This window comes from Rhizobium anhuiense, assembly GCF_003985145.1.
Lineage (GTDB): Bacteria > Pseudomonadota > Alphaproteobacteria > Rhizobiales > Rhizobiaceae > Rhizobium > Rhizobium anhuiense.
Genome location: NZ_ML133521.1, coordinates 1,196,447 through 1,215,634, shown reverse-complemented (window position 1 = coordinate 1,215,634; position 19,188 = coordinate 1,196,447). Strand labels below are relative to the sequence as shown.

The window sequence follows — 19,188 nt, the reverse complement described above, 5'->3', positions numbered from 1 at the left end:
AAAGGAAAGAGTGACCATGTCCACATCACGACCGAAAGCCCTGCGGCTTGAAACCCTTTGGAACCCGCCTGCCGATGGCAAGGAGTTTTCCTACGTCCTGCGCCTCAAGAACCTCGGCACCGAGCCGCTTTCGAATTTCTCGCTTTGCGTCAGCGGCCCGGGTCGTGTCGATCCGGCAGGTCGTGTCGAAGGCGCCACGGTTTCGCAGCGGCTCTCGAATTTCACCGAATTCCAGCCGCCGGCCAATTTCGTTCTCGGCGCCGGCGAGACGTGGACGATCTCGGTCTATGCGCTGAGCTGGCAGTTCCGCCACTGGACGGACGGCGCGACGAGCGGCTATCTCGCGCTTTCCGACGGCAGCACGATCGTGCTCACCATAGAGCCGACGCGATCTTCGGTCAGCAACGCGCCGCTGAAGCGTGGCGCCGAGATCTATCCGGTTCCCGTCAACGCGCCGGTTCAGGTGTCAATCATCCCCTGGCCGAACCATGTGGCCGTCACTGCCCGCCGGCCGCTGCCGGCCGGTTTTGCGCCGCAGGCGCAAAGCGCTGAAGGGGAGGCGGCAGCACGCAGCTTCGCAGCGCTGGTCGAGCATCTCTTCGCCGTTGAAGGCATCGTGCGGCGCGAGGCGGAAGGCGCGGTTCCGGTTGTCCTGAAGGAGGCCACCGGGTTCGGACCAGAGGCTTACCGGCTGAGTTTCGAAGGTGAGACGATCACCATCGAGGCAAGCCGCCAGAGCGGCTTCTTCTACGGTCTCGTCACGCTCGGCCAGATCTGGCGCGGCGCAAGGCTGCATCCCCAAGTCTTCCAGTTTCCGGCCGCAGGCGAGATCGTCGACGAACCGTCGATGGGCTGGCGCGGGCTGCATCTCGATGTCGCCCGCCAGTTCTACGGTGCTGCCGAGGTCAAGAAGCTCGTGGCGGTGCTGGCCTGGAACAAGCTCAACCGCTTCCACTGGCACCTTTCCGACGACGAAGCCTGGCGCGTCGAGATCGACGCCTATCCCGCCCTGACCGCGGTCGGCGCCTGGCGCGGCCATGGCCTGGCCGTTCCGCCGCTGCTCGGTTCGAGCCCTGCCCGCACCGGCGGTTATTACACCAAGGCTGCGATCCGCGAGATCGTCGCCCAGGCTAAGAGCTTCGGCGTCGAGATCGTGCCGGAGATCGATGTCCCCGGCCATTGCTACGCCATGCTACAGGCGATACCGGAGCTGCGCGACCCGGCCGAGGTCGGCAGCTACTATTCGGTTCAGGGCTTTCCCGACAATTGCATCAACCCGGCCCGCGAGAAGACCTACGAGATCATCGAGACGATCCTCTCGGAACTCATCGAGCTCTTTCCGTTCAAGACCATCCATCTCGGCGCCGACGAAGTTCCGCTCGGCGCGTGGTCCGGCTCGCCGGAAGCGCTTGAGCGCCTGCGCACCGTGGCGGGCGACGAGGTGGCCGATGCGCATGCCAAGCGGCTGAACGTCGTGACCAATACCCATGGCGCCGACGACATCCACGGCTCGGGCGCCGCCATCCTGCAGGCGGAGTTCCTGAATCGTGTCCAGCGCTTCCTTGCGAGCAAGGGCTGCATCACCGGCGGCTGGGAAGAGGCCGCCCACGGCGATGTCATCGACAAATCGAAGAGCTATCTCTGCAGCTGGCGCAACGTCGAGGTCTCGGCCGAACTTGCCGAACGCGGCTATCAAATGGTGGTCTGCCCCGGGCAGGTCTATTACCTCGACATGGCGCTCAGGCCCGATTGGGACGAGCCCGGCGCCAGCTGGGCGGGGACTTCGGATGCGGAAAAGCTCTACAATTTCGACCCCATCGGCGGCTGGACGACAGCACAGAAACAGAAGCTCCTCGGCATCCAGGCCTGCATCTGGTCCGAGCCGATGACGGATCGCGCCGTTTTCGACCGCCTCGTCTTCCCCCGCCTTTCCGCCCTTGCTGAAACGGGCTGGACGAAGCCGTCATCCAAGTCGTGGGAGCGTTTCAGGGCGCTAGCAGGACTGATGCCGCTGCTCTACGGGCTGCAGCAGTCGTAGCGCCCGGATCGGCCACGGGTTTTGATTTGCCGACCACCCTTGCCATCGCCGGAGGCGGTGATGGCGGGGGATACTGACATTGCTTTCAAAGGGAATTGTCCGGTGCCGCTTCATCTGCCGCGGGCGGCTGACATTCGGCTGCGGCGATACGAATCGGACGTGTTCCAATCGGCGCGCCGGTCGCGCGGTCGATGGTGACGGGATCGATCTCGGTTCCGGTCTCGGCGTCGAAGAAGCGGGTGACGTCACCGCCGCCGCGATGCTTGCGGCCCCAGGCACCGATCGCAAACAGCACCGGCAGAAAGTCGCGGCCAGCCTCCGTCAGCACATATTCATCGCGCGGCGGGCGCTCGGAATAGCGGCGTTTTTCCAAGAGCCCTTCCTCGGTCAACGATGACAGCCGCCCCGTCAGCATCGTCGGGACGATGCCGAGGCTTTTGCGAAATTCATCGAAGCGGGTCAGCCCCGCATGGGCGTCGCGCATGATCAGCATGCTCCACGCATCGCCGACGAGCGCCAGGCTACGGGCGATCAGACAGGGTTGATTCGAAAGATTCTTCATGTCGATATCTTTTTAGTAGTGACTTGCTATCAATTTGATAGTAACAGGTTGCGCATAGATGTTCCATGACAAAAACGAAGGCAGACATTGATGAGCAAGAGAGAACGCGGCGTTGCCCTGGTCACCGGGGCTTCCTCCGGCATCGGGCTGGTGACGGCGAAAGCGCTGCGGCACGACGGTTACCGTGTGTTCGGCACCAGCCGGAAGCCGATGTCTGATACCGCCGATGGCATCACCATGCTGGTCTGCGACGTCATCGACGATCAATCCGTGCGGGGCGTCGTCGACGAGGTTCTGAAACGCACGGGACGGATCGATCTGCTCGTCAACAATGCCGGGATCGGCCTGCTCGGCGGTGCCGAGGAGTCGACGACGGCGCAGGCCAAAGCCGTCTTCGACGTCAACGTCTTCGGCACGATGCGCATGACCAATGCAGTGCTGCCGGTGATGCGGCGGCAGCGTAGCGGCCGGATCATCAACCTGAGCTCGATCCTCGGGCTGATCCCGGCGCCCTTCAACGCGCTCTACGCAGCAACCAAACACGCGATCGAAGGCTATTCGGAATCCCTCGACCATGAAGTGCGAACGCAGGGCATCCGCGTCGTGCTCGTCGAACCGGGCGTCACTCGCACCTCTTTCGAGGAGAACATCACCCGGCCGGACAAGCCGCTTGCCGTCTATGATGCGGTGCGTGCCGATGCAGAGAAGCTGATGCGCGAGATCGTCTCGAAGGGCGATGCGCCCGAAGTGGTCGCCGCAACCGTCGTCCGGGCTGCCAATGCGCCATCGCCCAAGAGACGTTACACGGCCGGGAAAGCAGCAGGACAGGTGCGTTTCATCCGCCGCTTCCTGCCCGAGTCCTTCGTCGACAAGAGCCTGCGGAAATTCAACAAACTTCCCGATTGATCCTGGCTTGCCGCGCATTGTCGGCTCATCACAAACACGAAAGTTCGCCTTCATGAAAGCATTCCTGATCGATCGCTACAAGAAAGGCGGCGCCCTCAGGCTCGGCCAGAGCCCTGAACCGCAGCTGCGCGAGAATGACGTCATGGTCGAGATCCATGCCGCTAGCGTGAACCCGCTGGATGCCAAGATCCGGGAGGGAGAGTTCAAGCTGATCCTGCCTTACCGGCTTCCGTTGGTGCTCGGCAATGATGTCGCTGGTGTCGTGGTCCGGGTGGGCGCCAATGTCCGGCAATTCAAGCCTGGCGACGAGGTCTATGCGCGCCCCGGCAAGGATCGCATCGGCACCTTCGCCGAGTATATCGCCATCGACGCTGCCGATATCGCCCCGAAGCCCGCCAATCTCAGCATGGAAGAGGCCGCATCCATTCCGCTTGTGGCGCTGACCGCATGGCAGGCGCTGGTCGAGCGCGCCAAGTTGCAGAAGGGGCAGCGGGTGCTGATCCATGCGGGCTCGGGCGGCGTCGGCACCATCGCGATCCAGCTTGCCAAACATCTCGGCGCCCATGTGGCGACGACCGTGAGCACGGCAAATATCGATCTGGTGAAAAGCCTCGGCGCCGACGTGGTGGTCGATTACAAGAAGGACGACTTCGAAAAGGTGCTGAAGGGTTATGACGTCGTGCTGAACAGCCTCGGCAAGGATACGCTGGAGAAATCGCTCGCCGTCCTCAAGCCGGGCGGCAAGCTGATCTCGATATCAGGTCCGCCTGATCCCGACTTCGCCAGGGAAAACGGCTTCGGCTGGCTGCTGCAGCAGGTCATGCGCTTCTTGAGCTTCGACATCAGGCGGAAATCGAAACGCCTGGGGATAGGCTATTCCTTCCTCTTCATGACGGCAAACGGCGCGCAACTCGGCAAGATCACCGCGCTGATCGAGGCGGGCGCCATCCGCCCCGTCATCGACCGGGCCTTCCCGTTCGAGAAGACCAACCAGGCGCTGGACTATGTGGAAACGGGACGCGCGAAGGGTAAGGTCGTCATCGCGGTGAAGTGAGGTCTTTAGCCGAGGGGCTTTTGCAGGACGTCAAGCGCGGATTGGCTGCGGAAAAGACAAGTGCGGTCGAGCGAAGGACTTCACTGTCGTTGCCGGTAGGCAGAGGGTGTGACGCCTGTGCCCAACTTGAATGCCCGTGTCATGTGGCTCTGGCTGCTGAAACCGCAGGCCGAAGCGATCTGCGCGATCGGGTCCATGCCGCACAACATCGATTTGGCGCGCTCGACACGCCGATGGGCCACCCAGCCATGCGGGGACACACCATAGCTTGCCCGGAACATCCGCTGAAAATGAAAGGCGCTGAGCTGCCCGATCGTCGCCAGATCCTGTAGGCGGATCGTCTCACCGAGATGGGCCTCGATATACTCGAGAATACGGCGTCGCACATGAGGAGCGAGCCCGCCGCTGATCGCGCAGGGACGCATCCCGCCAAAACGCGGATCAACGAAAAGATCGTTGATCGCCTGCGTCATTGCTTCTTCAGCCAACAGATGACCGCCCGCCAACATCGCTTTCGTCATCTGCCGCAGCGTGTGCGCCAAGGCAGGTGCCTCTGCGAAGGTCACTTCGGGAAGAGCCATGAGCCGAGCATCGCGGTCAAACGTCTCGGAAAACATCCGGCGCATTTGATCGTCGGGAACATACAGATGCACGAATTCGAAGAAGTCGGTGATTTCCCATTCGGACGAGTGCCCCTGTGGCATGATGCACAGGACCCCTGGACGGCCGCGCACGGGGCTGCCGTCCAGACGACGCGTTCCGGCGCCGCCTCTGAGATAAAGACTGAACGTATGACCGTTCGGCCGCTCATAGCTCATCCTGTCGTGTGCATTGTTCCAGATGGCCGCTGATCGCCCGAAACCCAAATCGATGGATTGTGACATCCGCGCATTGGGAGATGCGGACAAAAATCTGAAAACCGAGAGACGGCTATCTTTCACCAATACTTCCCCATGCCTGGCCACGCCTTGCGAACAATACCGGTCGACGACCCGCATGGCGAGCAGGAAGTCCGGGCAAAGCGATTTCATAGCAAGAATGTGCAAGAGCCCTGCGCGCGGTTCGCCTATTGGTCGCGAAAACGAGGATCACTCCATGGCAAATGCCGCTCTCTTCATCGCGACCGTCCTCATATGGGGGACGACCTGGATCGCCATTGCGATGCAGGTCGGTCCCGTGCCGGTCCTGGTCTCGGTCTTTTACAGATTTGCAGTCGCAGCAGTGATCCTCGTCGCCATCCTGGCTGTCATGCGGCGGCTCAAGCTCCCTGCCTTGCGCGATCAACCTTTCATCCTTGCGCAAGCGCTCTGCCTGTTCAGCCTCAATTTCATCTGTTTCTACAGCGCCGCCGCCTCCATCCCGTCAGGGCTAATCTCCGTGATCTTTTCGCTCGCAACGATCTACAATGCCGTCAATGCGCGCCTGTTCTTCGGCGACCGCATTACGGGCCGCACGCTTCTCGCAGCGGCGCTCGGAGCAACCGGGCTCCTCCTGCTTTTCGGACAGGACGTTGTCGTCGATTTCGATACGGGCACGTTGAAAGGGATCGGGCTCGCAGCGCTTGGCACGCTCTTCTTCTCGCTGGGCAACATGGCATCGCGTCGAAACAGCGCGGTCGGAATCTCACCGCTGACCGCCAATGCATGGGGCATGACCTACGGCGCGATCATCCTCCTCTTCCTGATTGCCGTGACGCAAACGCCGATCGTGGCGCGGCCCAACATCACCTATATTGCCGCCCTGTTCTATCTCGCGGCGATCGGATCGGTGATCGGTTTCACCACCTACCTGATGCTGGTGTCCCGCATCGGTTCCTCACGCGCTGCCTATGCCACCGTCCTGTTCCCGATCGTTGCCCTGTCATTGTCGACGGTCTTTGAAGGCTACCACTGGAGCGGTCTGGGCCTGATCGGCCTGGCGCTGACGCTTCTCGGGAACGTGGTCATCTTTGCGCGACCTCTCGCCCGTCGCCCGCTGCAAGCAGATGCGAGGCAGCCGGCCGGCGGATGAGGCCGGCATCGGCAACCTCCCGGGCGCTCTAGCACTTTGAATCTACGCGTCGCGCTTTCCGAAAATCGATTCCGATTTTCGGGCCGCTGCGCTAGCCGAGCGGCTTTTGCAGGACGTCGAAGCGCGGATTGGTTTCCGAAAAGATCGGCAGGGCGGCGGCGCCGAGGATGGCCGTATCCTTGCCGGTCATGCCGATCATGACGCGAGGCGCGGTGCGCTTCTGGCTGGGGTCGATCGGGGTGTACAGCGGCTCCAGCCGCTCTGCAAGCCGAAGCATCAGCGATGTCGATATGCTGCCGCCGAGCACGATGGTCTGCGGATCGAAGGCCAGTTCCAGAAAATCGACGGTCTGTCGCAGCGGCTGGACGGCCTGATCGAGCCAGGCATCGAGACCTTCGCTGCCCCTGGCGATCAGTGCGTCGAGATCGTCAGGCGAAAGCTCCTCGGCATTGGCAATGCCCATGAATTCGTAGGCAACGGTCGGCGAGATGTAGCGATCCAGACAGCCGCGCTTGCCGCAGCTGCAGAGCTTGCCATGCGGTTCGACGATGATATGCCCGATCTCGCCGGCATTGTTGCGGCTGCCCTTGTAGAGGTGGCCGTCGAGGAACATTCCCGCACCGATGCCGCCGCCGCCGGCGAGGAAGAGATAGACGAAGCTGCCCAAACCGCGGGCGACGCCGTGAAGACGCTCGCCGATCGCCGCTGCCGTCGCATCGTTTTCGACGAGCACCGGCACCTTCACCCGCTGTTCCAGCTCATGCCCGACAGGAAAGTCCTGCCAGCCGGGCAGGCTCTGCGGGCTGAGAGAGGTGGTGCCGCCATCGGCATAACGGCCGGGCAGGGCCATGCCGACGCCGAGCAGCCGGTTCCGGTCGAATGCGAAGGCCTGCTGGAGATCCTCGACGATTGTCTGGAGAGCCGGCATGGCTCTTTGCGGATCGGGATGTTCGACATGGCGTTCAATGCGTGCGCAAACGGCGCCGGACAGATCCGTCAGAACGCCGCTCGCGCGCTGGCGGCCGAGTTCGAGGCCGATCGAATAGGCGCCGCGTGGATTGATGGTGTAGGGGATGATCGGCTGGCCGCGCGCCAGCTTCTGCGCCTCGGACGGGACGAGAAGGTGCGATTTCTCCAGTTCCTCGACGATATTCGAGACGGTCTGGGCGGTCAGCGCCGTCATCCGCGCGATTGCCGCGCGCGACAAGGGGCCGTGCGTGCGGACCGCCTCGATCACAACACGCCGGTTGTGAGACTTGGCCTGCTCGAGATTCGTGCCGGAGATCGCCTTCATGTCGCCTTCAAAGGAAATGATGCGTCACCCTTGTCACAAGACGAACAGCGATGAAAGCTCCATTCTTCGCAACGTCCTATTTGCTCAACGGGCTCTGCGTCCTTGCAGGAAGCCGAGGAGCGCTATGCCGGATAATCCGGTGACGGCGCTCAGGATGGCGGTTCCCGAATAGCCTGTCATGAATGTGCCGGCGGCAAAGACCAGCGCGCCGATCCCGGCGCTGGCAAAGATGTTGACGGAGATCAGTGCGCTGCCGAGCCCCGGCCGGTCGGCGATGAGATCCTGCAGATAGGTGATCGGAAAGCTGATGATCGCGGCCGCTCCGATGCCTGCGAGCAAGGTGAGCCCATAGAGGTGCCACGGCTCAGAGGCAAAGCCGAGAAGGCTGAGGAATACGGCATAGATGACGGTGCCGGCGGCAAGCGCCGTCATCTGGCCGGTCTTCCGGGCAATCCGCGACCAGATGATGATGAAGACGACCTCCAGCAATGCGACGATGCCGACAAGAATGCCGACGTCGCTGAGCTTGCCATGCGCAGCACCGGTGGCGATCAACGGCAGAAGTGCGTCATTGAGATGCAGCGTGCTGGTAATCAGCGCCACCCCGCAAATATGCGCGGAGATGCGCGGCGAAACCACCTGGCGCAGCGCGCCGAGATAGCTGAGATGATGGACCGCGGCCATCTCCGTTGCCGACCGCTTGGGCAGGGCGAAGATGATGATCGCCTGGCAGAGCAGACATGAGATGGCGGCAAAGAGATAGGCCGGCAGCATGCTCGATGCGCCGGACAGCATCAGGCCTGTTATCCCCGGGATCAGCACCCAGGACAGCGAGATCATGGCGCGCACACCGGAGTTGGCCGTCACCATGTCACTTCGGTTCATGCCGTGCATCGCCGCGCGCGCATTGGCAAACAGCAGCGAGTTCAGCGCCCCGTAAATCGGCAGCGGCAGCAAGCCGCTGATGACGAAGACGGCGGCTGTGGGAAAAGCGTAGACCATGCCGTAGCCGGCGATGCCGAACAGGCAGGCGCCGATCATCGTCGACCTGTACTCGCCCAGCCGATCGGCGAGATTGCCGAGCAGGATGCTGATGACGACGTTCACCGCCGCCGAGACAAAACTCAGGAAGGAATAGAGGCCGTCGCTCAAGCCCAATTCGCGGATACCGACGATCGAACGGTAGGGTGCGGTCATCGCCCCCGCCATCCCGAAGGTAAAAATGGCGATCATGCTGGCGCGGATCGCCGGATTGCGGAAGACATCGGGAAAAAGGCGGCTCATGCGGTCATCGATCCGAAGTAAGCCGGCTTCACAACCTGCTCCTCTCGTATTCCTCTAGAGCAATTCCAGGAAAAGTGCGAAGCGGTTTTTCGTCCGGAATTGCGTAAAAACAAAAAGTTAGAGCGGTTCGGCGCTTCTATGAAAAGATGAACCGCTCTGGATTTCAATAATGTTCCGATTGCGAGAAGGTCCGCGCCAGTTCGGCCTGGCCGGCCGTGAGGCCGCAATCGACTGGCAGGCAGACGCCTGTGATCGCCGCGGCCAGAGGACCGGCAAGGAAGGCCACGGCATTGGCGACGTCTTTCGGATCGACGACGCGCTGCAGCGGATACCAGCGGCGAGCTTCCTCGAAAACATTTGGATTGGCGCTTGCGCGTGCTTCCCAGGCCTGCGTCTTCACCGTGCCGGGTGCGACGGCATTGGAGCGGATGCCGAACTTGCCGTATTCCACGGCAACCAACCGGGTGAAATGCAGAAGGCCTGCCTTGGCGGCGCTATAGGCCGGGTGTCCGAAGACATGCAGGCCGTTGACCGAGGCGATGTTGACGACGGAGCCCTTCGAGGCTTTCAGCATCGGCTCGCATGCGCGAAAACATAAGAATGCCGCTTCGAGATTGAGCGCGACGTCCGCCCGCCAGATCTCCGGCGTCGTCTCGTGCAGGTTGGTGGCGCGGGCCGCACCGGCATTGTTGACGAGGGTCCGAACCACACCGATCTCCGCCGCACGCCTTGCCAATTCGGCAATGCTCGTCTCGTTGGTCACGTCGCATCCGACGGCCACGAAACGGTTGCCCGGCCCGAGTTTTGACGCCACGGCAGCCGCAGCGGCAGCATCGATGTCGGCGAGCAGCACGACGTCGTGGTCATCGGCGAGCCGTGCGGCGATCGCCGCGCCGATATCGCCTGCAGCGCCGGTCACGATGGCTATCGACTGCGTCATTTCCTGTCGCTCCCGTTCATGAACCTCAATCTCCAAGCAATTGCCGGTCGTCGCCGTCGCGGTGAATGACCAGCTGCTGCTTGATGCGCCGAAGCGTGGTCGTCGCCTTTGGCTGAACGGCGTAGGCGACCAGGCTCGACAGAATATCGACCGTCGCGATGTAGGCGATGCGCGTGGAGGTCGGGCGATAGATATTGCTGCCTTCGGGAAGGTCGATCGGCACGACGATTTCGGCAGCCCTGGCAACCGGGCTTGCCGTCTGGGTCAGGGCGATCGTCTTCACCTTGGCTTGGCGGGCAAGCTCGAAGGCCCGCACCAGCTCCGTATTGCGTCCCGAGAAGGAGGAGCCGATCAACACGTCGCCGGGCCTTGCCGCGGCAGCCATCATCAGCTGCATGCTGTGGTCGGAACTTGCCGTGATGCGCAGCCCGAGACGGAAGAGGCGATTCTGGAGCTCGTCCGCGATCATCGACGAATTGCCGCCCGAGCCGAAGGCGTAGATCATATCGGCCTTGGCGATATGCGAAACGGCGGCTTCGATCGCGGCGAGATCAAGCGACCGGTGCAGGAGGAACAGCGCGTTCTGGGCCTTGGTGATGATATCCTGGGCGACATCGGCCGGATCGGTGCTTTTCGATTCCGGTTTCAGATAACGCACGCCGATATGGGCGGTCCGGGCGAGCTGCACCTTGAAGTCGGAGAAACTTTCGCAACCCAGCCGACGGCAAAAGCGGGTGACGGTCGGCGGTGATACCTCGGCCCGTTCCGCCAGCTCGATGATCGAGGCATTCACGGCAAACTCGAAGTCGTTGACGATGATTTCCGCGATGCGGCTCTCGGAGGGGGAGAGCCGGCTCTTGTCTTCCTGCAATGTCGAAAAGATATCCAAACCCGTCCCCCCGATGGCGCGCTATCCATCCTTCTTCTTATAGGCCACGCAGTCGATCTCAACCTTGCAATCGACCATCATCGACGATTGCACACAGGCGCGTGCCGGCGGATGTTCGCCGAAATACTCCTGATAGATTTTATTGAAGGTCCAGAAGTCGCGCGGATCGTCGAGCCAGACGCCGACGCGCACGACGTCCTCGACGCCGTATCCGGCCTCATCGAGGATCGCCAGCACATTGGCGATCGTCTTGTGGGTCTGGGCAATGATGTTACCGTCGATGATTTCGCCATCTTCCATCGCAACCTGCCCGGAAACATACAGCCATCCGTCGGCTTCGACCGCACGCGCGAAAGGCAGCGCCTTGCCGCCGGCGCCGGTTTGAACAGTGCCATAGCGCTTGATGGGCATGCTGAAGTCCTTGCAAATTATTTTCTTGATAAGTTGACAAATGACCATAGAAAGCAGAATTTGACCAGTGAAAAACGCGATTTATGAAAAGAATTTCAATCCGGGGCAAACATGCGCGATCCTTTCCTAAATCCTTTCCCGTCCGACAGCGCCCGGTCTGCGATCTGGGAAATGCTCGTTCCGCGCGATATCGATGCCTTTCTGGCCGCCGACTGGTCGATGGTCGAGCATGACTTCGTCGAAGAGGGCTTCATCGGCATCGACGGTCAGAAGGCCGTCAGCCCCGACAAGTGGCGCCTCGCATTCCCGACGCTGTCGGCCTATCGCGAGGAATGGCTGAGGCAGGCCAGGGATTTCGCCGCACAGAGTTTCGCGGAAGATGCGCGCACGGCGATCTTCACCACGACGACGCTTGAGGATATCGAGATCGAAGGCGACATGGCGCTTGTCCGCAAGAAATTCGACGGCGGCATTTCCAAGCCTGACGGCACCCGCGATATCATGCAATGGCAGACGCTTTATTATTGCAGGCTTCACCAAGGACGCTGGAAAATCTCAGGTTTCACCGGCTACCTGCCGAACCCGATGGGTTGACGCGGGGACGACAACACGAAGGCCACTTTCTTGCGCATTTTCACCGCAGCACTGGCGACCGAGACCAACACCTTTTCCCCGATCTGCGTGGATCGCCGCGCATTCGAAGCCTCGCTTTATGCCCCGCCCGGCCAACATCCGGAAACGCCGACGCTCTGCACCGCGCCGATCACCGTCGGAAGGCGCGTCACCCGAGAAAAAGGTTGGGAGTTGATCGAGGGAACCGCCACCTGGGCCGATCCCGCCGGTCTCGTCAACCGGGCGACCTACGAAGAATTGCGTGACGAAATCCTCGATCAACTCCGCGCGGCAATGCCGGTCGACGCTGTCGTCATGGGCCTGCATGGCGCCATGGTGGCCGCCGGATACGAGGACACGGAAGGCGATCTTCTCGCGCGCATGCGCGAGATGGTCGGGCCCGACGTGCTGATCTGCGCCGAACTCGATCCGCACAGCCATCTCACGGCAAAACGCGTCGCGGCGCTCGATTTCGCCGTCTATTTCAAGGAATTTCCGCATACGGATTTCGTCGATCGCGCCGAGGATCTCTGGCGCATCGCCGTGGAAACACTGGAAGGCCGGGTCAAGCCTGATATGTCGGTATTCGACTGCAAGATGATCGACGTCTTCCCGACATCGCGCGAGCCGATGCGCTCCTTCGTCGACAAGATCATGCGGATCGAGAAGGATGATCCGGACATCCTGTCGATCTCGGTGATCCACGGCTTCATGGTGGGCGACGTTCCCGAAATGGGAACGAAGCTGCTTGTCGTCACCGACGACAAGCCGGAAAAGGGCGCGGCTCTGGCGCGCGAACTCGGCCTGGAACTGTTTTCCAAGCGCGGCACCTTCATGGTCCCGCAAATCGACGAGAAGGAAGCCGTGTCGCGGGCGATGGCCGCCACCGCATGGCCCGTCGTCATTGCCGACGTCTGGGACAATCCGGGCGGCGGCACGGCAGGGGATGCGACCGTCGTCCTCGGCGAACTCCTGGCCCGCGGCATCACCAGCGCCGCGATCGGCACGATCTGGGATCCGGTGGCCGTGCAGATCTGTTTTGCGGCGGGCGAGGGGGCGGAGATTCCGCTGCGCTTCGGCGCCAAGTCGGCGCCCGGCACCGGCAACCCCATCGACGGCACCGTGAAGATCGTCAAGCTCTTGAAGAACGCCGAGATGCAGTTCGGCGAGAGCCTCGCACCTTTCGGCGATGCCGCCCATATCGTGCTTGACGGCATCGACATCATCCTCAATTCCACCCGCGCCCAAAGCTTCGATCCGAGCCTTTTTTCGGTGATGGGCATCGATCCCACGAGGCAGAAGATCCTGGTGATCAAATCCACCAACCACTTCTTCGCGTCCTTCTCGAAGATCGCAGCGGAAATCCTTTACTGCTCCGCCGGAACGCCCTATCCCAATAATCCGGCAACGACGCCGTACCAGCGGGCACCGAAGACCATCTGGCCGATCGTCGCCGATCCACATGGGATAGAACGCGGAGCCGCCTAGATGCCTGACAACAGCTTCGCCGTCGTCGCCAAGGCAGGCGACAGGATCGCCGATCTCTCGACGCCGCGTCCCGTGATCGACGAAGACAGGCTGGCGGCAAACATCGCCCGCGTTCAATCCTATATGGATCAGCACGGGCTGAACTTCCGGCCGCATATCAAGACGCACAAGATCCCGGCCCTGGCCGTCGCGCAGACTGCCGCAGGCGCCAAGGGCATCAATTGCCAGAAGGTGACGGAAGCCGAAGTCTTTGCCGCGGCCGGCTTCGAGGACATCCTCATCACCTTCAATATCCTCGGACCGCAGAAAATCGAGCGGCTGGCCAGGCTGAACGACAGGATTTCAGCGCTGAAGGTCGTCGCCGACAGCGAAGTGACGGTCAATGGGCTGGCAGCACATTTCTCCGGCCACAAGCCGCTGAACGTCCTCGTCGAATGCGATACCGGCGGCGGCCGCTGCGGCGTACAGACGCCGGGGGAGGCGGCCTCGCTCGCCAAGCGCATCGCCGCCGCCGACGGACTGACCTTCGGCGGCATCGTGACCTATCCGAAGCCGCAATCGGCGGCCGCCGTGGAAGCCTTCATCGCTGAAACGCTGGCACAGCTGAAAGCCGAAGGCATTGCCTGCCCGATCGTCAGCAATGGCGGCACACCCAGCCTCTTCGAGGCCCATCTCGTCAAATCGGCCACCGAACACCGCGCCGGCACCTATATCTACAACGACCGCCAGATGGTGCGCATGGGCCATTGCACCGAGGACGATTGCGCCATGCATGTGCTGGCGACCGTGGTGTCACGCCCAAATGCCGACCGCGCCGTCATCGATGCCGGCTCAAAGGCGCTGACCTCGGATCTTCAAGGCTTCAGCGATTACGGCCTGATCGTCGGTTATCCCCAAGCGCGGATCAGCAGCCTCTCGGAAGAACACGGCGTCATCGACCTCGCGAATTGCACCGGCCCCCGGCCGCAGATCGGCGAGAAGCTCTTCATCATCCCGAACCACACCTGCGTGGTATCAAACCTGTTCGATACGATGGTCTTCCATCGCGGCGGCGTCGTCACCCGCGTCGAGGAAGTCGCGGCCCGCGGCCTCGTCTGGTAAGGGAGGAACGTCGCTCGGCGGGGCTCAGTGCGTCACTTGGGCATATCGTGAAGGTATGTTTCAAACTTTGACCAGAACTGGTGGTCAAATACAGTTTCTTTGTCGAGCTTTAGCTGCCGTGCCATGCCGATGCATTCACTGGCGTTTAGTTTGATCGTTTTTCGAGATTTGATAAGCTCTAAAAACAGACCCTCGAAAGCCATTTCATATTCTCGATTGTCCAGATAAAGCCCAATGGCCTCAACGGATTCAGCATCGAGATCTGCGCGTGACATCACGCTTCGCACAAACTGATCGATCGGCTCAAAATCATCGCTTGTTTGCCCGCGCGGCATGTATCCGTCCTAGGCGGCCGTCGGATTGATGAGGTTCATATCGATTTCGGTCAGTTCCACGCGCCGCTCGAAGGCAATGCCCGTCTCGTCGAACAGGTGGCAGTCCGCAGCATTGATGCCGGTTGCGACAGGCGCATCCGCGCGGATGCCGACGCTGCCGGGCAGCATGGCGCAGAAATTCTCGGACTCGCCGTTCAGCGAGGCGTAAGCGACCGTATTTGCCCCGAGGCGCTCGATGACCGTCGGCGTCACGGTAAAGACGATGTCGCCGCCGCCGAGCTGGATATGCTCCGGCCGGATGCCGAGCGTCAAAGCCTTGCCGGCCATGCCGTCACGCGGCGTCACGGGCAGAACGGCTGTCTGGCCCTGATAATCAACCTCGACGCCATTGGCGCTGACGCCCTTGCAGGTCACGGGAAGAAAATTCATTTTCGGATTGCCGATGAAGCCGGCGACAAACTGGTTTGCCGGCTTGTGATAAAGCTCCAGCGGCGCGCCCGTCTGGGAGATATCGCCGGAATCCAGCACGACGATACGGTCGGCCATGGTCATCGCCTCGACCTGGTCGTGCGTCACATAGATCATCGTCGCCTTCAACTGCCTGTGCAGCTTGGCAAGCTCGATGCGCATGTCGGCGCGCAGTGCTGCGTCGAGGTTGGAAAGCGGCTCGTCGAACAGGAAGATCTTCGGTTCGCGCACGATGGCGCGGCCGATCGCGACGCGCTGGCGCTGGCCACCGGACAGCATGCCGGGTTTCTGCTGCAGACGCTGTTCGAGGTGAAGGATGCGGGCGGCATTTTCCACCTTGGCCTTGAGCTTTTCCTCTTCCATCCTTTCGACGCGAAGCGGGAAGGCAATGTTTTCGAAAACAGTCATGTGCGGATAGAGCGCGTAGGACTGGAACACCATAGCGATGCCGCGCTTGACCGGCGGCAGGTCATTGACCCTGATACCATCGATAACGATATCGCCCGCGCTCGTCGCGTCGAGACCGGCAATCATGCGCAGCAGGGTGGATTTGCCGCAGCCTGACGGGCCGACGAAGACGACGAACTCGCCGTTCCTCACCTCGAGCTGCACGCCCTTCAGAACTTCGTAGTCGCCATAGAACTTCTGAACTTTGTTGAGAAGGAGCTGTCCCAAAAATCTGTCTCCACCGGCGGCCTTGTCGCACATTCGATCGGGGAGGGATCGCGGGCTGTGCACCCGCGATCCCAAAGAGTCCAAAGCGGTTTACTTGAACGCTTCGATTTCGCCGGCAGCCTTCTTCAGCGCAGCTTCCGGTTCGGCCTTGCCCGTCACCACCGACTGAATCATCTCGATGATCGAGTTCTGGAAGCCCTTGTAGTCGGTGAAGAGCGGTTCGGGACCACCATAGTTGATACCCTCGATGAGCGGCTTCCAGTAAGGATCCTTGGCGACGAACTCGTCGACCTTTGCCGACGGGCGCAGCGGGGTCAGGCCGGCACCGCCCTGCAGCTCGTATTCCGACTGGACGTCGGGCGAGGTGATGAACTTGGCGAATTCCGTCGCCTTCTCCTCGACCCCCGAACCCTTGAAGATCGCCAGGCTGTCGGTGATCAGCAGCGTGCCGGGCCCCTTGGCGTCGGGACCGAGCGGCAGCGTCGCAATGCCCCAGGCAATCTTCGTCTCCTTCAGCCTGGAGGCGGCGCCCGATCCTGCCTGGATCATGGCGACCTTGCCGTCGAGGAAGATGGCGCGGACTTCGTTCTGCTCATAGGCCGTCGGGCCTTCCTCGGAGTAGGGGACGATATCCTTGTAGGCCTTCAGCGCGGCGAGAATCTGCGGGCTGTCGAGCGTGACCTTGCCTTCGGCATCCGTCACCGCGCCGTTGTTGGTGTAAACCCAATGCATGAACTGGTGCATCGTGTTGTCGAAGGTCTTGGCGGAGAGACCGAAGCCCGGAATGCCGGTCTTTTCCTTGATGGTCTTGGCCATCTCGATTTCTTCAGCCCAGGTCTTCGGCGGCTTCTCGGGATCGAGGCCGGCCTGCTTGAAGAGGTCCTTGTTCCAGTAAAGCGCCTTGGTGGAGAAAGCGATCGGGACGCCCCACTGGGTATCCTCGAAGGTCACCGTGTCGACGATGTGCGGATAGTAGCTCTTCTTTTCGTCATCGGTCATCGGCACCGGGACGATCAAGTCGTTCTGCGCGAATTCCTTCAGCGTGCGCGAGCCGACATAGGCCATGGCAACGGGCGTGCCGGCGGCGGCGAGCGTCGTTGCCTTGTCCTGGCACTGCGCCCAGCCGACAACTTCGGGCGTGACCTTCCAACCTGCGTTCTTTTCTTCCCACTGCTTGATGTATTTGGTGTGGACCGGGTCGATCGTGTCGCCGCAATAGATCCAGCTGATTTCCTTGTCGGCCGCCTGGGCAGTGACTGCGGTCAATGCCGTCGAACCGAGCAAGGCGAGGGCCATCAGGCCTGTCTTGATGGTAATGCTCACGTCGTGACTCCCATTCTTGTGTTAGCTGTTCACTCGTTTTTTGGTCTTATTGTTTCACCGCACCGGCGGTCAGCCCGCCGACAAGGTAGCGCTGAAGGAAGAAGATGACGACCATCGCCGGCGCGATACCGACGAAGGAAGCCGCCATCAGTTCGTTCCAGATGACCTCCTGCTTGCCGAAGTAAGCAAAGAGCCCCACCGGCAAGGGCATGTATTCGCTCTTCGAGTTGAACGTCAGCGCGAAGATGAATTGCTGGGCATAAGCGCCGATGAAGGTGGTTATGGCGACGACGATAATCCCCGGCATCGCAATGGGCAGGATGACACGCCGCAGCGTGTAGAAATGGCTGGCGCCATCCATGTAGGCCGCTTCGTTGAGCTCCTGTGGAATGCGGATCATATAGGTGCGCAACAGCCAGATCGCCGACGGGATCAGGAAGGCGACGCCCGGCACGATCATGGCGAGATAGGTGTTGAGCACGCCCATGCTGCGCATCAGCCGGAAGAGCGGGATCAACAGCACGGCGCCGGAGAACATGTTCACCGTCAGGAACGCGCCGAGCAGGATCCCCATGCCCTTGAATTCGAACTTCGCGAAGGCGTAAGCCGCCGGAATGACGAGGCAGAGCACGATCAGCGTGACGATGATCGAGATGAAGAACGAGTTGAAGATATAGCGCCCGAAGCCCGGCACGCTGATCCACATTGTCCGGTAGGCTTCGAACGAGCCGTTCTCCGGCCAGAAGCGGTAGGGCGAGGAAAAGAGCTGGGCGAGCGGCTTCAGCGACACCAGGAAGCCCTCGACGAAGGGCGACAGCACGAAGAACAGAAACATTGCGATGCCGCAATAGATCAGGATGATTTCCCACCAGCGGTAACGGTCGATCATGGCGGCACTGCTCATGCGCGCTTCTCCGGATTGAGACGGCGGGTGACGCGGAAATAGGCGAAGCAGAAGAGCGACAGGAAGATGCAGATCAACACAGCGCGCGCTGCACCTTCCCCGTATTTCTTCGAACCGATCGCCGTCTGATAGGTATCGATGATCATCGTCGTCGTCTCGCCGCTCGGTCCGCCCTGCGTCAGGATCCAGATGATGTCGAACGAGTTGAAGGTGGCGATCAGCGACAGCATCGACATGGTGATGATCGCCGGAACCATCAGCGGCAGGGTGATGCGGCGGAAGCGGTACCAGCGGCCGGCGCCGTCGGTCCAGGCAGCCTCGTAGAGATCCTTCGGAATGGATTGGATCGCCGCCAGGAAGTAGATCGTCACCAGCGGCACACCAATCCACACATCGGTGATGATCGTTGCCCAGAAGGCGGTACTGCCATAGGCGAGGAAGGCGACCGGGCCGTCGACGAGACCGAAGCGCTGCAACAGGCCTGATATCATTCCGAACTGGCCGTTATACATCCAGCCCCACATGAAGATGCCAATGGCCATCGGCACGATCCATGGCGGCATGGTCAAAAGCCGGAATAATGAGCGCCCCGGCACCGCCGCATTCAGCATGCATGCGCCGAACGTGCCGATCACCATTTTCAGGGCGACCGAGAAGAACGTCCAGATGAAGGTCCGGAAGATGACTTCCGCAAACCGCTCATTGAAGATCTTCTCGTAGTTGATCCAGCCCACCCAATTGGTGGTCTTCCTTAGCGATGCATCGGTGAAGGAGAGAATGAACGTATCGACCAGCGGATAGGCGACGATCGCCAGAACATAGAGGACAGCCGGGAGAAGAAGGATCCAGGCGAAGATGACCGTGCTTCTTTGAACACTCATCTTGCCGCTCTCC

Annotated in this window: 19 protein-coding genes; 7 read left to right on the top strand and 12 right to left on the bottom strand. The window is 61.3% G+C overall.

Annotated features, from left to right (window positions below):
* Positions 1 to 16: 16 nt before the first annotated feature.
* A complete protein-coding gene (locus tag EEQ99_RS05890) occupies positions 17 to 2,038 on the top strand; it encodes a beta-N-acetylhexosaminidase (protein WP_127430127.1) in 2,022 nt (673 codons plus the stop codon).
* 85 nt (positions 2,039 to 2,123) lie between these two features.
* On the opposite strand, the gene EEQ99_RS05885 is transcribed toward EEQ99_RS05890, so the two are convergent.
* Positions 2,124 to 2,600: a winged helix-turn-helix transcriptional regulator gene (locus tag EEQ99_RS05885; protein ID WP_097630902.1), complete on the bottom strand. Its 477-nt coding sequence runs from the start codon at positions 2,598 to 2,600 to the stop codon at positions 2,124 to 2,126.
* A 90-nt stretch (positions 2,601 to 2,690) separates the two neighbouring features.
* Here EEQ99_RS05885 and EEQ99_RS05880 point away from each other — a divergent pair, with 90 nt between their 5' ends.
* Both EEQ99_RS05880 and EEQ99_RS05875 read left to right on the top strand, forming a co-directional pair.
* Positions 2,691 to 3,506, top strand: coding sequence for an oxidoreductase (locus EEQ99_RS05880; RefSeq protein ID WP_127430126.1), 816 nt, complete (start codon positions 2,691 to 2,693; stop codon positions 3,504 to 3,506).
* 52 nt (positions 3,507 to 3,558) lie between these two features.
* Entirely contained in the window at positions 3,559 to 4,560 is a 1,002-nt protein-coding gene (locus EEQ99_RS05875) for an NADP-dependent oxidoreductase (protein WP_127430125.1), read from the top strand.
* An 80-nt stretch (positions 4,561 to 4,640) separates the two neighbouring features.
* On the opposite strand, the gene EEQ99_RS05870 is transcribed toward EEQ99_RS05875, so the two are convergent.
* Positions 4,641 to 5,501: a helix-turn-helix domain-containing protein gene (locus EEQ99_RS05870; RefSeq protein ID WP_483251937.1), complete on the bottom strand. Its 861-nt coding sequence runs from the start codon at positions 5,499 to 5,501 to the stop codon at positions 4,641 to 4,643.
* A 154-nt stretch (positions 5,502 to 5,655) separates the two neighbouring features.
* On the opposite strand from EEQ99_RS05870, the gene EEQ99_RS05865 reads away from it, so the two are divergent.
* Positions 5,656 to 6,570, top strand: a complete 915-nt coding sequence (locus EEQ99_RS05865) for a DMT family transporter (RefSeq protein WP_127430124.1) — start codon at positions 5,656 to 5,658, stop codon at positions 6,568 to 6,570.
* Positions 6,571 to 6,661: 91 nt separating this feature from the next.
* On the opposite strand, the gene EEQ99_RS05860 is transcribed toward EEQ99_RS05865, so the two are convergent.
* The 5 genes from EEQ99_RS05860 to EEQ99_RS05840 form a co-directional block, all read right to left on the bottom strand.
* On the bottom strand, positions 6,662 to 7,864 hold the full coding sequence (locus EEQ99_RS05860; RefSeq protein ID WP_127430123.1) for an ROK family transcriptional regulator: 1,203 nt from the start codon (positions 7,862 to 7,864) through the stop codon (positions 6,662 to 6,664).
* An 84-nt stretch (positions 7,865 to 7,948) separates the two neighbouring features.
* Complete coding sequence (locus EEQ99_RS05855; RefSeq protein WP_097594721.1) at positions 7,949 to 9,148, bottom strand: MFS transporter; 1,200 nt, start codon at positions 9,146 to 9,148, stop codon at positions 7,949 to 7,951.
* A 163-nt stretch (positions 9,149 to 9,311) separates the two neighbouring features.
* Positions 9,312 to 10,088 carry an SDR family oxidoreductase gene (locus tag EEQ99_RS05850; protein WP_047613294.1) on the bottom strand — a complete coding sequence of 259 codons (777 nt, stop codon included), beginning with the start codon at positions 10,086 to 10,088 and terminating at the stop codon, positions 9,312 to 9,314.
* 25 nt (positions 10,089 to 10,113) lie between these two features.
* The gene (locus EEQ99_RS05845) at positions 10,114 to 10,977 is read right to left on the bottom strand and encodes a MurR/RpiR family transcriptional regulator (protein WP_127430122.1); all 864 of its coding nucleotides are present in this window, start codon (positions 10,975 to 10,977) and stop codon (positions 10,114 to 10,116) included.
* A 21-nt stretch (positions 10,978 to 10,998) separates the two neighbouring features.
* Positions 10,999 to 11,388: a RidA family protein gene (locus EEQ99_RS05840; RefSeq protein WP_012555064.1), complete on the bottom strand. Its 390-nt coding sequence runs from the start codon at positions 11,386 to 11,388 to the stop codon at positions 10,999 to 11,001.
* A 111-nt stretch (positions 11,389 to 11,499) separates the two neighbouring features.
* On the opposite strand from EEQ99_RS05840, the gene EEQ99_RS05835 reads away from it, so the two are divergent.
* The 3 genes from EEQ99_RS05835 to EEQ99_RS05825 are packed head-to-tail and all read left to right on the top strand — an operon-like array spanning position 11,500 to position 14,589.
* Positions 11,500 to 11,982: a hypothetical protein gene (locus EEQ99_RS05835; RefSeq protein WP_047613290.1), complete on the top strand. Its 483-nt coding sequence runs from the start codon at positions 11,500 to 11,502 to the stop codon at positions 11,980 to 11,982.
* A 30-nt stretch (positions 11,983 to 12,012) separates the two neighbouring features.
* On the top strand, positions 12,013 to 13,488 hold the full coding sequence (locus tag EEQ99_RS05830; RefSeq protein ID WP_097544663.1) for a M81 family metallopeptidase: 1,476 nt from the start codon (positions 12,013 to 12,015) through the stop codon (positions 13,486 to 13,488).
* The gene (locus EEQ99_RS05825; protein ID WP_097544664.1) at positions 13,489 to 14,589 is read left to right on the top strand and encodes a D-TA family PLP-dependent enzyme; all 1,101 of its coding nucleotides are present in this window, start codon (positions 13,489 to 13,491) and stop codon (positions 14,587 to 14,589) included.
* Between the two features lie 32 nt (positions 14,590 to 14,621).
* Here EEQ99_RS05825 and EEQ99_RS05820 read toward each other — a convergent pair whose 3' ends face one another.
* The 5 genes from EEQ99_RS05820 to EEQ99_RS05800 form a co-directional block, all read right to left on the bottom strand.
* Positions 14,622 to 14,924: a hypothetical protein gene (locus EEQ99_RS05820; protein ID WP_097544665.1), complete on the bottom strand. Its 303-nt coding sequence runs from the start codon at positions 14,922 to 14,924 to the stop codon at positions 14,622 to 14,624.
* Positions 14,925 to 14,933: 9 nt separating this feature from the next.
* The gene (locus EEQ99_RS05815; protein ID WP_097544666.1) at positions 14,934 to 16,067 is read right to left on the bottom strand and encodes an ABC transporter ATP-binding protein; all 1,134 of its coding nucleotides are present in this window, start codon (positions 16,065 to 16,067) and stop codon (positions 14,934 to 14,936) included.
* Positions 16,068 to 16,157: 90 nt separating this feature from the next.
* Positions 16,158 to 17,363 (bottom strand): ABC transporter substrate-binding protein, encoded by a 1,206-nt coding sequence (locus tag EEQ99_RS05810; protein ID WP_047613511.1) that lies wholly within the window; start codon positions 17,361 to 17,363, stop codon positions 16,158 to 16,160.
* 73 nt (positions 17,364 to 17,436) lie between these two features.
* Positions 17,437 to 18,294 (bottom strand): carbohydrate ABC transporter permease, encoded by an 858-nt coding sequence (locus EEQ99_RS05805; protein ID WP_047613283.1) that lies wholly within the window; start codon positions 18,292 to 18,294, stop codon positions 17,437 to 17,439.
* A complete protein-coding gene (locus tag EEQ99_RS05800; RefSeq protein WP_047613282.1) occupies positions 18,291 to 19,175 on the bottom strand; it encodes a carbohydrate ABC transporter permease in 885 nt (294 codons plus the stop codon). The genes EEQ99_RS05805 and EEQ99_RS05800 overlap by 4 nt, the downstream gene beginning before the upstream one ends.
* Positions 19,176 to 19,188: the final 13 nt, after the last annotated feature.

Coding starts and splice junctions, on each gene's coding strand:
- EEQ99_RS05890 (WP_127430127.1), top strand. CDS start 17: ATGTCCACATCACGACCGAAAGCCCTGCGGCTTGAAACCCTTTGGAAC.
- EEQ99_RS05885 (WP_097630902.1), bottom strand. CDS start 2,600: ATGAAGAATCTTTCGAATCAACCCTGTCTGATCGCCCGTAGCCTGGCG.
- EEQ99_RS05880 (WP_127430126.1), top strand. CDS start 2,691: ATGAGCAAGAGAGAACGCGGCGTTGCCCTGGTCACCGGGGCTTCCTCC.
- EEQ99_RS05875 (WP_127430125.1), top strand. CDS start 3,559: ATGAAAGCATTCCTGATCGATCGCTACAAGAAAGGCGGCGCCCTCAGG.
- EEQ99_RS05865 (WP_127430124.1), top strand. CDS start 5,656: ATGGCAAATGCCGCTCTCTTCATCGCGACCGTCCTCATATGGGGGACG.
- EEQ99_RS05860 (WP_127430123.1), bottom strand. CDS start 7,864: ATGAAGGCGATCTCCGGCACGAATCTCGAGCAGGCCAAGTCTCACAAC.
- EEQ99_RS05855 (WP_097594721.1), bottom strand. CDS start 9,148: ATGAGCCGCCTTTTTCCCGATGTCTTCCGCAATCCGGCGATCCGCGCC.
- EEQ99_RS05850 (WP_047613294.1), bottom strand. CDS start 10,088: ATGACGCAGTCGATAGCCATCGTGACCGGCGCTGCAGGCGATATCGGC.
- EEQ99_RS05840 (WP_012555064.1), bottom strand. CDS start 11,388: ATGCCCATCAAGCGCTATGGCACTGTTCAAACCGGCGCCGGCGGCAAG.
- EEQ99_RS05835 (WP_047613290.1), top strand. CDS start 11,500: ATGCGCGATCCTTTCCTAAATCCTTTCCCGTCCGACAGCGCCCGGTCT.
- EEQ99_RS05825 (WP_097544664.1), top strand. CDS start 13,489: ATGCCTGACAACAGCTTCGCCGTCGTCGCCAAGGCAGGCGACAGGATC.
- EEQ99_RS05820 (WP_097544665.1), bottom strand. CDS start 14,924: ATGCCGCGCGGGCAAACAAGCGATGATTTTGAGCCGATCGATCAGTTT.
- EEQ99_RS05810 (WP_047613511.1), bottom strand. CDS start 17,363: ATGGCCCTCGCCTTGCTCGGTTCGACGGCATTGACCGCAGTCACTGCC.
- EEQ99_RS05805 (WP_047613283.1), bottom strand. CDS start 18,294: ATGAGCAGTGCCGCCATGATCGACCGTTACCGCTGGTGGGAAATCATC.
- EEQ99_RS05800 (WP_047613282.1), bottom strand. CDS start 19,175: ATGAGTGTTCAAAGAAGCACGGTCATCTTCGCCTGGATCCTTCTTCTC.